This is a genomic window from Hymenobacter sp. IS2118, from assembly GCF_000715495.1.
Taxonomy (GTDB): Bacteria; Bacteroidota; Bacteroidia; order Cytophagales; family Hymenobacteraceae; genus Hymenobacter.
Window position 1 is genome coordinate 1 of record NZ_JNLX01000111.1, and the last position, 11,943, is coordinate 11,943.

At 61.1% G+C, this 11,943-nt stretch carries 11 protein-coding genes and 2 pseudogenes; 7 read left to right on the top strand and 6 right to left on the bottom strand.

Annotation, left to right across the window (positions count from 1 at the left end; all coding sequences use genetic code 11):
- The coding region (locus GM79_RS25410) for a hypothetical protein (protein ID WP_035562887.1) at window positions 1-217 on the top strand (217 nt) is incomplete at its 5' end.
- A gap of 290 nt (window positions 218-507) precedes the next feature.
- On the top strand, window positions 508-2,280 hold the full coding sequence (locus GM79_RS09620) for a T9SS type A sorting domain-containing protein (RefSeq protein ID WP_035562890.1): 1,773 nt from the start codon (window positions 508-510) through the stop codon (window positions 2,278-2,280).
- 869 nt (window positions 2,281-3,149) lie between these two features.
- Here the strand turns inward: GM79_RS09620 and GM79_RS26495 are convergent.
- Both GM79_RS26495 and GM79_RS25415 read right to left on the bottom strand, forming a co-directional pair.
- Window positions 3,150-3,335 (bottom strand): annotated as a pseudogene (locus tag GM79_RS26495) (integrase core domain-containing protein); the annotation flags it as partial.
- 12 nt (window positions 3,336-3,347) lie between these two features.
- Window positions 3,348-3,551 (bottom strand): IS3 family transposase, encoded by a 204-nt coding sequence (locus GM79_RS25415; RefSeq protein ID WP_051718706.1) that lies wholly within the window; start codon window positions 3,549-3,551, stop codon window positions 3,348-3,350.
- Between the two features lie 193 nt (window positions 3,552-3,744).
- Between GM79_RS25415 and GM79_RS09630 the strand changes: the two genes are divergently transcribed.
- Both GM79_RS09630 and GM79_RS09635 read left to right on the top strand, forming a co-directional pair.
- On the top strand, window positions 3,745-4,314 hold the full coding sequence (locus GM79_RS09630; protein WP_035562893.1) for a recombinase family protein: 570 nt from the start codon (window positions 3,745-3,747) through the stop codon (window positions 4,312-4,314).
- A 116-nt stretch (window positions 4,315-4,430) separates the two neighbouring features.
- Complete coding sequence (locus GM79_RS09635) at window positions 4,431-5,159, top strand: DPP IV N-terminal domain-containing protein (protein ID WP_035562896.1); 729 nt, start codon at window positions 4,431-4,433, stop codon at window positions 5,157-5,159.
- A 16-nt stretch (window positions 5,160-5,175) separates the two neighbouring features.
- Here GM79_RS09635 and GM79_RS22920 read toward each other — a convergent pair whose 3' ends face one another.
- The gene (locus tag GM79_RS22920; protein ID WP_051718707.1) at window positions 5,176-8,244 is read right to left on the bottom strand and encodes a Tn3 family transposase; all 3,069 of its coding nucleotides are present in this window, start codon (window positions 8,242-8,244) and stop codon (window positions 5,176-5,178) included.
- Window positions 8,245-8,437: 193 nt separating this feature from the next.
- Between GM79_RS22920 and GM79_RS09645 the strand changes: the two are divergent.
- Window positions 8,438-9,028: pseudogene (locus GM79_RS09645) on the top strand (recombinase family protein); the annotation flags it as partial.
- A gap of 17 nt (window positions 9,029-9,045) precedes the next feature.
- Here the strand turns inward: GM79_RS09645 and GM79_RS09650 are convergent.
- Both GM79_RS09650 and GM79_RS09655 read right to left on the bottom strand, forming a co-directional pair.
- Window positions 9,046-9,258, bottom strand: coding sequence for a hypothetical protein (locus GM79_RS09650; protein WP_035562903.1), 213 nt, complete (start codon window positions 9,256-9,258; stop codon window positions 9,046-9,048).
- Window positions 9,255-9,563, bottom strand: a complete 309-nt coding sequence (locus GM79_RS09655) for a transposase (RefSeq protein ID WP_035562905.1) — start codon at window positions 9,561-9,563, stop codon at window positions 9,255-9,257. Before GM79_RS09655 ends, GM79_RS09650 begins: the two co-directional genes overlap by 4 nt.
- Window positions 9,564-9,646: 83 nt before the next feature.
- Here GM79_RS09655 and GM79_RS09660 point away from each other — a divergent pair, with 83 nt between their 5' ends.
- A complete protein-coding gene (locus GM79_RS09660; RefSeq protein ID WP_035562908.1) occupies window positions 9,647-10,255 on the top strand; it encodes a BRCT domain-containing protein in 609 nt (202 codons plus the stop codon).
- Between the two features lie 71 nt (window positions 10,256-10,326).
- Here the strand turns inward: GM79_RS09660 and GM79_RS09665 are convergent, their stop codons facing one another.
- On the bottom strand, window positions 10,327-11,304 hold the full coding sequence (locus GM79_RS09665) for a site-specific integrase (RefSeq protein WP_035562911.1): 978 nt from the start codon (window positions 11,302-11,304) through the stop codon (window positions 10,327-10,329).
- 344 nt (window positions 11,305-11,648) lie between these two features.
- Here GM79_RS09665 and GM79_RS24830 point away from each other — a divergent pair, with 344 nt between their 5' ends.
- The gene (locus tag GM79_RS24830) at window positions 11,649-11,774 is read left to right on the top strand and encodes a hypothetical protein (protein WP_410471178.1); all 126 of its coding nucleotides are present in this window, start codon (window positions 11,649-11,651) and stop codon (window positions 11,772-11,774) included.
- The last annotated feature ends 169 nt before the right edge of the window (window positions 11,775-11,943 follow it).

Sequence of the window (11,943 nt, forward strand, 5' to 3'; positions counted from 1 at the left end):
GCGGCCCGCGGCCCGGGCCGCGCAAGCCGTGAGTTGGGCCGAGGACGCCTACGCGGTGGTGCACGCCGCCACGCTGGAAGTCTACGAGCCGGTGAGCCACGCCCGCTTTGCCACCCAGCTGGAGGCCGAGCAGTACCGGCAGGGGCTGGTGGCCGCCACCCCGGCCCTGGCTCAGGAAGTGCTCGTCGTGCCCGCGTACCAACTGGAGCTGGCGTAAAGCATGCGAGGCTTATTGGTAGCAGTGTTATCAACCTCCCTGTCTATCTTCAACCTTCCCCTAAAAGTGAGCCAGCCAAAAACAGAGAGTCGTTGTAATTTTTCACTTCTTCTATTTTTAGCTGGTCATGAAAGAACGCCTCTTCAGCGAAGCCCAGATTCTAGGTATTTTGCAGATGGGTTTCATAGTGGTTAAAACATCCAAGCAAAGAGCACACGGGCGACATCCGCACTACGCTACCTGTTAGTTTAATCATATTCATTCTTAAGGCCTTTGGCCCCAGCTTACTTATGCCATTAGCACTATTTCCGTCGAAGCTTATTCTTGTTCGGCCATTCCTCCTCGGACTGCTACTGCTGGTCGCTGCGCACGCGCAGGCCCAGACACCCGCCTGGCAATCGGCGGTGCGGCTGACTTCGTTCAATTATTCCAGCGGCTCCGTATCCGCGGCGGTGACCAACGCTGCCGGCGACGTCTTCATTGCCGGCTCGTTCGCCGGCGCCCTGGACCTGAGCGGTATTGTCGTGAATAGCCTTGGGGATTACGACGGGTTCGTAGCCAAGTGGAGCGCGGCGGCCAACCGCTTTGTCTGGGTGCAGCGCATTGGCGGCAGCTCGACTGAAAACGCTACCGGCCTCGCCGTTAACGGCTCGAATGTGTACGTGGTGGGCTCCTTTATCAGTCCTCGGCTTTACGTTGGCGCGAGTACCGTCCCACTCCAACCGAGCGGCGGCGGCTACGATGCGTACGTGGTCAAACTTACCGATGCCGGTACCAGTAGCACCTACACCTGGGGCCTGCGGGCGGGCGGCCATTACTATGATGTCGCCCTCGGCGTTGCCGTGAACGGGGCGAGCGTGTACGTGGCCGGGTACATGGGCAACACCACCAACCTCACCTTCGGTACGCTGGCTCAGCCCCAACATCCGGCCTCCTCCAGCAGCATCGACGGCTTTGTAGCCAAGCTCACCGACGCTGGGGCGACGGGGGCCTTCAATTGGGTACAAACCGTGGCTGGAGCGGAATCTGAATACGTGGCCAGTGTGGCCGTCAATGGGAGCAGCGTGTACGTGATGGGCATCTTCTCCAGTCCTACCGCCCTGGTGGGCAGTCTTACGCTAGCCAATGCGGGGGGAACCACCCGGGCAGCCGACACGTTCGTCGCCAAGTTCACGGATGCCGGCACCAGTGCCGGGGTCGGGTGGGCACAGCGCATGGGTGGGAGCACGGTCACGCCCCTGGCCTTGGCCGTCAACGGCCCCCGTGTGTACGTGGCCGGCAAGTTTTATGGAACGGCCCTGTTTGGCACCACCTCCCTGGCCGCTTATAATAGCTCGTCTGGATTTGTGAGTGGCTTTGTCACCCGGCTCACCGACACGGGTAGTGCCGGCACCGTGGGGTGGGCCGTGCGCATGGGGTCTACCGCTAACTTTGATTACACTGCGCAAAGTTTGGCCGCGCACAGCACGGGCGTGTACGTGGCGGGACTTTGCGGCCCCAACGCGGACCTGACAGTAGGTACCCTGGTCGCGCCAGCCGGGCCTACCAGTAGCTACGTGGCCAAGCTCACGGATACCGGCACGACCGGGGCGTTCACGTGGGCCCAGCGCGGAGGGGGCCTCGACGGCAACGGGGCCGGGGCAGTGGCCGTGAGTCCTGGTGGCCGGGTGTACGTGGGGGGCAGCTATAAGTACGCGGGCGTGTTTGGTGCCACGACGCTGGCCGACCCCAGCACGTTTCAGTTGAATATTGGCTACTTGGCCTACCTGCAGGACGTGCCGCTGGCCACGGCTTCAACCCGGCCGTTGCAAACCGGGCTGAGCATCTTTCCCAACCCGGCGCACGGCCGCGCCACGGTGCAATGGCCGGCCAGGCTGGGAGGGAGCCAAGCGGTTCTGACCGTGCGCGACGCGCTGGGCCGGGCCGTGCGCACCCAAAACGTGGCGGTAGCCGCCGCCGGGGGGAATCAGGAGGTCAGCGTGGCGGGCTTACCAGCCGGCAGGTACGTGCTGCAGGTGCAGGTCGGCCACCAGGTTTGGTCCCAGCAGCTGCAAGTGCAATAACGGGGCGGTATTCGCAACCGGCGGCAACGCCGGGAATGGATTGAGGCTGGTGAGGCCTCGCAATCGCACACCATTGGAGAGCAGCAAAAAGTGTGGGGCAGTTGCGGCCACTAACGTGTTGCCTGTGCCGACCGAAACCTTACCCACGGCCGCTTATCCCAACTGCCCCACACTTTTTGCTGCTCTCTTAGCACCATTGCCCACTTCCTCACCTCCAAAAGATGGCCACTCAAGTAATACCGCCCGCATCGCTGAACTACGCGCCCGTGACCATGATGGCAGCATTTTGTAACGAGAACCCCCATTACGGAAGAGCAGGCGCGGCGTGATTGGAACATCGTCTAGCGCCTGCGCGAGCTACCGAAAGGGTACGAGCGCACGATGGTGATGTAACAGACCAACTAGGTAGAAATACCTGTTTTTTGGATTGTAAGCAATTAGAATACTGGTATTTTAGAGACTTATTTTTTTCTAACAGCGATTGAGCTAGCAGTTTAAATAGAACAACATAGGAGTCTATTTATGGGATTGCATATTTCTTTATTGAGAGTGGTTGGCATTGTCTCGGAATGAGTGTAGATTTCGCCACTCTTTCACAGAAGATGGCAAATCCCACCCGCATGAAGCTATTCCTACTTCTGGTTTCTCTGCTGTTCACCGCAGCCGTACCTCCTAATGATGGGGGCGGTAAAGCGAGCCATTCCACCCACCGCAAGGCTTCCTTTCGTTTGGCCAATCCGTTGGCCAAATTAGCCCGGTGCTCTGGTGACGCCTCCTGCCGGGCTTGCTCCAATTGCAACTACTGTGGCCACTGTGCTGGCGGTGGCGGTGTAAGCTCCCCCTCAAAGTGAGCCAGTCAAAACTAGAGGTCAGGCAGCTTGTCGAAACTCGATGGGTGTTAAGAAGTTGAGGGCCTGATGGGGCCGCAGATGGTTATAGTCGTACTGCCAGCTCAGGCACTGTTCGCGCACCTGGCGCAGGCTGGTAAAGAGATAGGCGTTGAGCAGTTCCCGGCGAAAAGAGCCGTTAAAGCGTTCAATGTAGGCGTTTTGCGTCGGACTTGCCGGCTAAATCCACTGCAAGTCAATGCCCTGGTCCAGGCACCAGGTCTGCAGCACCTGGCTGATCAGTTCGGGGCCGTTGTCGACCCGGATGCGGGCCGGCACGCCGTGGCAGCTGACCAGCTGCGTGAGCAGGGCCACGACCCGCGTAGCGGGCAGCGAAAAATCCACTTCGATGCCCAGCACTTCCCGGTTCCAGTCCTCGACCACGTTGGCCTTCTTATAGCAGCAAGGGGGTAAACTTACGCTAAGCAGTTTACGGCTAAGCCCAAAAAGCCATAGCTTTCCGAACCACGCCCCACCGCACCCCGCCGGGCGGCGAGCCGCCTGAAAACAAGGGTCAGAAAGTCGGGCCAAAAATAAACCGAGGTTTATCTTTGTGAACCCGGCTTTCTGACCCCTTATGAACAAAACCTTCGGCTACGCCCGCGTTTCCACCGTCGACCAGAACCTTGACACCCAGCTCGACATCCTGACCAAGGCCGGGTGCGACCAGATTTTTCAGGACAAGATTACCGGCATGAGCCTGCAGCGGCCGGCGCTCGACGAGCTGCTGGGGCTGCTGCGCGAAGGCGACACGGTGCTGGTGGCCCGCTTCTTCCGCTTGGGCCGCAGCCGCGACCACGTCATTCACCTGGTCAACTCCTTTCACCAGCGCGGCATTCACTTCAAGGCCCTGGACCTGGGCATCGATACGACCACGCCGGCGGGCAAGTTCATGCTCTCCATCTTCGCCTCGCTGGCCGAGTACGACCGCGAAAGCATCCTAGAGAAGACCAAGGCCGGCCAGCAACTGGCCGCGGCCCAGGGCAAGCACATCGGCCGGCCCAAGGGGCTCGACGCCGAGAACCTGGCCAAAGTGCGCAAAGCGCTCGAAAAAGGCCTGTCCGTGGCCGAAACCGTGGAACTGACTGGCATCAGCCTCTCCAGCGTCAAACGCTACCGCAAGCACCTGCAGGCTGCGCTCCCATAACCATCCACTTGACCGGGTTTCGCGTGATTTTGTTTCCCGGCTGCGCTTCACAAGCCCTACTCGCCAGTACCTTTCCCCGGCAACAACCGTTTTCAGCAGGCTTTTCAACCCCGCCTATGTACAAGTTTATACTTACGCTTTCCCTTGCTAGCGTTGGCCTCCTGACGGCGGTATCCGCCCAGCAACTACCCGTCCTCACGGCACAGGACTACGCCCGGGCCGAACGCTTCCTGGGCTACAACACCTCGCCGTTGGTCGACCGCAGCATGAGCCCGCCCACCTGGCTGCCGGGCGACCGGTTTTGGTACCGGGTGCTTACGCCGCAGGGCAGCGAATTTACTTTGGTGGACCCGGCCCGCAAAACCAAAACTGCCGCCTTCGACCCGACCAAGCTGGCGGCGGCGCTGGGCACGGCCAGCGGCAAACGCTACGAGGCGGCCCGCCTGCCGTTTCGCACCTTCTCGTTTTCGCCCGATGAGCAGCGGCTATTATTTGCGGCCGGGGACAAGAATTGGCAGTACGAAGCGGCAAGCGGCCAGGTCAGCCCCGACCCCACCCCGGTCCTTGGCCCGAGCGACGTTGCCAGTGCCCAAAACGAAGTCGCGTCGCCCGACGGCCGGCGGGTGGCCTTTCTCCGCAATTACAACCTGTGGGTGCGCGACACCAAAACCAAGGCCGAAACCCCGCTAACGACCGACGGCATCAAAGACTTTGGCTATGCCACCGACAACGCGGGCTACGCCACCACCGACAAGCCGGTGCTGCTTTGGTCGCCCGATTCGCGCAAAATTGCCACCTTCCGGCAGGACCAGCGCGCGGTGAGCGACATGTATGGCCATGGTTAAAAGTTTGGTCCAAAAGTTAATCGGGAAGGTTAGCGGTGTGCTCCCAGTTGAAAGCCAACAGGGCCTCTACATCGAAGCGGAGCGAGTCCTTGAGGGCGTCGTCGGAGAAGTCAAATTCGCCGTGCAGGTTGATGTGCTGCCAGCTCACGGGTGAACTAGCTGCGATAGCATCAGCCAGCGCCTGGCGCTCGGCCGCCGGGGCTTGGAATAAATACTGATTGAGGTAGAGACAGTTCCAGCACACAATCGTATTCTGGACCAGCCGTTTGCAGACGTCCGCTAGTTGCTGCTCTTCCTTGCCGGCGTAAGGAATCTGGCCGTTTTGGCCGTAGAACACGGCCCGGGCGAAGGTATGCGTGCTTTCGAGCTTGTCCAGCTGGTCGTCGATGCGCTTGCGCAGACTTTGGTCGTCCATGTAGCGGAGCAGAAACTCGGTGCGCACCACCCGTCCCAACTCGCGCAAGGCCAGGTAGACGGGGTGCTGCTGGGAATAGGAATTGAGCCGGCGCAGCAGCGTGGAAGCCGTGACGTGCTTTTGCTTGAGACTCACCACCAGCCGCGGCAGCGTATCCCACTGGGCCTCGATAAGGGTGTGGTCGATGTACTTGACCGGGGCCAGGCCGTAGGCCGTCAGGTCGGGCACGTCCATGCCGGCGAAGGCGTAGAGTTGCTGGTCCTGAAAGGATTGGATGCGCGGCGCGAATTCAATCCCCAGCAAGGCGGTGAGCGCGAAATTGACTTCCGTGAAGCCGTGGGTATCGGTGCTGTGGATGGTCGATTCCACGACGTCGTTGTGCAGCAAGCCATCCACCAGGTAGGCGGCCTCGCGTTCGGACGAGCTGAACGTGGTCGAGTAGAAGAGCCGGTGGCGGTCGTCGAGAAAGCCGTAGGAAACGATGCCCTTCTCCTGGCCGAAATACTTGTACGAATGCGTGGCGTGAATCGAATCGACGGCCACGTAGTACTTCTGGCCATCGGAGGACGTGTGCACCGCCTCGGGGTGGCGTTGGAAGAGGCGGCTAACGGGCAGCTTGCCCGTCAGCGCGATAACCGCGTCGTTGGCCTGGCGCAGGTTCTCGAGCGAGAAATACCAGTTGACGGTGTTTTCCAGCGCGGACTGGGCCACGTGCTTGGTGGCGTGGGCCATGCGCGTCAGGCCCAGGTTGCAGCCGTAGGCCATGACCCCGGCGAAGAAGACCCGCTCAGCGGGTCGGGCCGGCCGATTGCGCGGGCTCCAGTGCGTGAGGCAGTCGGTGAAGCGGCACTGCTGATTGACCGTGTGCAGCACCTCGTGCAGCGAAATCAGCCCCGGCCCGGGAAACAGCGGCCGCGCTACCGGGGCGTCCCCGTCCAGGGGCCGGGCCGGCGTCAGGAAGCGGGGTCGCCCGTTGGCGCGCGCCCGCACGCCGGGGTTGGTGCCGGCGTCCAGCCGCTCACAGGTGCGGGCGAAAGCGGTGGCCAGTTTGGCTTGCCACTCGGTCAACCAAGGCCCCGGCTCGCGCAGGTGCACGAGGTCCGTTTGCGCCAGCAACGCGTCCCGCTGCTGCTCCCACGTGGCGGCCTCCAGCAGGTAGGTGTCGAAGGGGCGGTAGCGCAGCGAGTGGGCCAGGTTCAGCTTGCCGGCTTTCAGGTGGTCGGCCACGTGGCCAGCCAGCAGGGCCTTGTACAGGGAAACGGGGCTTTCGGCCTGCGCCAGGGCGGCCCGTTCCGCGGCTTTCAAAAAGGTCGTCGGGGGCTGAGCGCTCACCTGTCCGTCCCGCGCCCGGTACTGGGCAAGGGCCTGCGCCAGCGGGCTATCGGCCGCCCCTTCGTAGGCCACGGTGCGCAAAATCTCGCCCAGCCGGCGCTGGAGGGCGCGTGAGCGCTCCTCCACGACCTGATAGTACGGGCCGATGCGACTGCCCCCGCCGCCTTTGCGTAACTGCTGCGCCGTGTGGCCCAGTTGCGCAAAATCCGCCACGGCCGGGGTTTGCAGCCAGGCCAGCAGGGCCGTCACCTTCTCCTCGTTGGTGCGCGCAAACGAAAAGGCGATTTCTTCCAACCGCGCCAGCGCCGCGCCGTGGCTGACCACTCCTTCCAGCACCTGGCGCAGCTGGCCGGCCGAGTCCTGCTGCTGGCGGTAGACGCGCTCCTGCGTTTCCCGCTGGGCGGCGTTGCGGTGGGTCTGCACGGCCTGCAGCAGCGTTTCGGTCAGCAGGTCGCCGACCTGGTAGTACTGGTAGACCACGAAGCAGAGCACCATCAGATATTTCTTGTCGGCCTGCTGCTGTACCTGAAAAACCTGCGTCCGCTCGACGTAGCGGGCGTAGTAGCGCACGACCTCCTCCGACAAGTCCAGGGCCTGCACCATGGGGTACACCTGGCTAAACAGCGTCTGCAGCACGGCGTAGTCCTGCACGTTGGCGCGGATAGCCGTTGGGCGCATCAGCTCCAGGCTGCGCTTGAGCGTGGTCAGGCGGTAGGGCCGGTGCGAATGAGCCGGGGCATCTTCTTCCGTGGTAAACAAGGTGTCCAGTTGCTGGCGCACGGCCGGCGTCAGGTGGTGTGCTAGCTGCGTGATGAGCTGTTGCTCGACCGTGCGGAAGGCCTCCGTGACGAAGCCGGCCAGCGCCGCGTAGGTCGGCACTTCCCAGCGATGGGCGCGGATGTAATCGGCGGCGGAGTGAAACACCGCCACCGGGTTCATCTGCTGGCGGGCAAAATGCGTCACTTGCTGCCGCACGGCGGCTTCGACCTGCTCGAAGGGCGGCACCCCAAATTGCTGCAGAATCTGCTCCCGGTGGTAGAAACGGGTGACCTTGTCGTAGCGCGCCCACTCAACCGCTCCCAAGTGATAACGCTGCTGCACGTAGGTCTGGTCAGCCGCCAGGAACCGGTCAATGGGAAAGAAGCGCCCGGTCGCCTTGAAGTAGCCGACCTGCAGCACGAAGCCGCCCCGGCTGTGCGGCGCCAGCAGCGTATCCAGAAACCGGGTAGCCCAGTCGGGCAAAGCGAAGAAGAGTTGCCGTTGCGGCTGATTGAAGACCGGGGGCTGGTCAAACATGCGACGCTGGTTCGCATCGAGTAAAGGCAAGTGGCGGGCCATTAGGAGGGGAATAAATCCTAAAAGTAGCCCGCTGGCTTGTACAGTAAAACGAACGTATTCCTGTACAAGTCTTCGAACGGTGGCCACCACGGCGAAGACACGCCAAAACCAGTCGATTTGGTACAGAAAACTTGTTCAGCAATCAAAGTACAGAAAAGGGTACCTTCGCAACGAATAACCTGTACTTTGCCCCATGAAAATCGGCTACGCCCGCGTCTCCACCCGCGACCAAAACTTGGAACTGCAACTCGACGCCCTGACCAAAGCCGGCTGCGAAACCATCTACCAGGAGAAGGTCTCGGGCGCCAGTACCAGCCGCCCCGAACTGGAGCGGCTGCTGACGCAGCTGCGCACCGGCGACACGGTCTACATTTACAAGCTCGACCGCCTGGGGCGCTCGCTCAAACACCTGCTGCAGGTGGTGGGCGACTTCCAACAGCTGGGGGTGGGCCTGGTTTCCCTCACCGATGCCATCAACACGACCTCCGCGCAGGGCCGGCTCGTGTTTAACCTGTTTGCCTCGCTCGCGGAGTTTGAGCGGGAGCTGATTCGCGAACGCACCCACGCCGGGCTGGCCGCGGCCCGCGCCCGGGGCCGGGTGGGCGGCCGCCAGCGGGGCCTTTCGGAAGAGGCCGAACGCACGGCCATCATCGCCGAAACGCTCTACCGCGAGCAGCAACTCGGCGTCAACGAGATTGCCCAGCGCCTGAACATCTCCAAGGTCACCCTCTACAAGTACTTACGCCACCGCAAAGTGGTCATCCATGCCCACCGAAAGCCGGCAGTTGACAAGGCCGCCGATTAACTTTTGTACCAAACTTTTAACCAAGGCCGTTTATGCACCCCAAATGCCTTGACCAGGGCCGTTTCCCACGCCGGCTCGTGCTGCGCTACCTTTTGGTGTTGAGCTTGTTGCCACGCGTAGTAGCCGCTGGCCGGCACCGCCATCAACTGGCAGAGTAGGCGCACGGGATAGTGGTCGCGTTGCGCTTCGATGAAACGATAACGGCTCATTGGTCTGGTGTCTGCGAGAAGATGGCAATGGCTTTTTTTAAAATTTCCAGTTCTTGCGCCTGCCGCCGGTTGGCAGCGCGCAGCTGGCGCAACTCGGCCGCCGTGGCCGGGTCCAGCTCCGCCCCGCGGGCAGCCGCTACCGGCGTAAGCGCTTCCTTTTGCCACTTATAAATGCGTTTGGGGTCGATGTTCAGGGCGCGTGCTGCGGCCTGGGTTGAGCGGCTTTCACCGGCCAGGCGCAGGGCTTCGGCACGAAAGGCCGCATCATAGCGCCGACGTTTGTTGGGTTGGGGACTGTCTTTCATGACATTGGAAAGATAAGACCCTATTCTGTCCAGATTTACCCGACCACCTCAAACCTACCCTTAGTGATGCCCACGGCCAGCCCGTGCGCCTATTCCAGCGGGCTAATAACACGGCCAAGGCCGTGGACCAGCTCGTGGGCATTTGCACCGGCATTCTGGCCGACGGCGAAGTGAACGAAAACGAAGCCATTTTCTTCGCCGAATGGGTGCGCAAGCACGCGCCCGCCGAACCGGTCTGGCCCTTCACCGACGTGCTGCAGCGTATCGAGCGCATTTTCGCCGACGGGGTCTGCGATGCGGAAGAGCGGGCAGAGCTCAAAGACGTGATGGAAGCGCTCTGCGGCTTCACGCAGGAACCGCTGCCGATGGCCGAGAACCTGTCGACCTCGCTGCCGCTGTGCGTGCCCCAGCCGCACCCCCTGCTGTTCGCAAACCAGCAGTTTGTGGTGACCGGCAAGTTTGCGTACGGGGCCCGGACGGCTGTTTTCGATGCCATTGCCGCCCTGGGCGGCCTGCCTACGGATTCAGCGCCGACCAAGACCACCAACTACGTCATCATCGGGGTCTTCGCCAGCCGGGACTGGATTAACACCAGCCACGGCCGCAAGATTGAGAAGGCCGTTCAGCTCCGCGAGAAAGGTACCGGCATCAACATCGTTTCAGAGGAGCACTGGAAGCAGTTTGTGCACTAAAACAGTCCGAGGCGAACCCGCCGTAGTGGCGCATGGCTACTCCTTATATAATAGGGTTCTCTTTTCTGATTCTATAGGCCGAGCTTCTGGGCGGCATTGTGCTGTCGCACGTTGTCGAGGCGGGTGTAGCGCCGAATCATGTCGGTGGTCTTGTGCTTGGTCTGGTTCATGACCTCGGCGTCGTCGGCCCCGTTGAGCTTGGCAATGGTAACGAAGGAGGCCCGCAGTGAGTGGGCCGTGTAGGGCGCGCCCAGGCGCAGTTGCACAATCTCGTTCAAGCTAAAGGTGCTGAGCCGGCGCCGACTCAGGCGCTGGCCCTTGTGAAAGGAAAGGAACAGCGGCCCGCTCGTGCGCCCGTGTTGCTCGAGCACCGCCAACCAGTCCTTGACGGCCCGCACCGGGCAGTTGCGCCGGTCGGGCGAAAAGAAAATGGCTTTCTCTTCGGCTTCGCCTTTCTGATTGGTTTTGCTTTTGGACAATTCAACTACCAGCCCGTCCTCGTCGAAGCGCAGGTGCGCTAGGTCGAGGCTGGCCAGTTCGTCGCGGCGGAAAGCGCCAGCCAGCCCGAGCAGCAGCAACGCCCGGTCGCGCACCCCGTCAAGTCGCTCGGTGTCGATGCCCTGCAGCACGCGCTTGAAGTAGGCGAGCGTGAACGCGGGCGCCTGCTTTTGGCGGACGCCCTTCTCGCGGCTAATCCCTTCGAGCAGAGTCTTGAGTTGGCGGTCGTCGGTCGGCGTAGGCAGCCCCGCCAATTGGTGAGCCTTACTTAAGGATGCGCAGTGACGTTGGATGGTGGCCATCTTTTTGCCGGCCTCGGCAAGGGCCGTTACAAAGGCCGCCACCGTGAGCACGTCGGCCGGCAAAGCTTCGCGCCCGTGCTCGCGGCACCAGGCAGTGAAGCGCTTCCAATCGCCGGCGTAGGCCCGCTGGGTATTGGCCGCGCCCTGCTGGCCGGTCTGCACGTAGCGCGCGCCGGCCGCAGCGTACTCATCAATGTGACGAGCGGTGCCGACCGCTTGCGATTCGGAGGGGATGGGCAATGTTTCCATGGCGAGCAGAGGGTCCGACGGGGGGTTGGCGAAAAAGCGAAATGGATTTGGAAGCCCAAATGTACATTGTGATTACCCTCGATAAGTAAACATTATCGAGGGTAATCAACTATTAAAGCAATAACGACCGATTTAGTGCAATTTTGATGATAAAGTGCTTGATTCACGCAAAAGTACTATTCACCACAGCATGTTTAGGAAGAAAGCACTTGCGAGCATAGCACCTGTTGTCGAGCGAAAACGAAGAGCATATAGAATGCGGCAACCTGCCATGCATTATACGTCGTGTAGTATTAACAAGCGTTAGTATGAAATTAATGCATAAACCACTTTATGACCGCCTTGTGGCCAAAGGCAAGAACGACAAGCTGGCCCTCATTGCCTTCTGTAATAAGCTGCTTGAGCAGGCTTTTTCCATCGTCAAATTCGGCATGCCGTATCAGTTCAATTTTGTTAAAATTTCTCCATGAAAGCTCGCATTTGAACGGGTGCAATTCAAATTGTCGCGGCGTATTGGTAACTTGTGTCATGCCTACCTCCCCCACCACCGCCATGAGCAAAGCCGAATATCTCGCCTTGGCCGAGCAGAAGTACAACGATTTGCAGGCCCTCGGGACCGCGCCGACTTTCTACGATTAC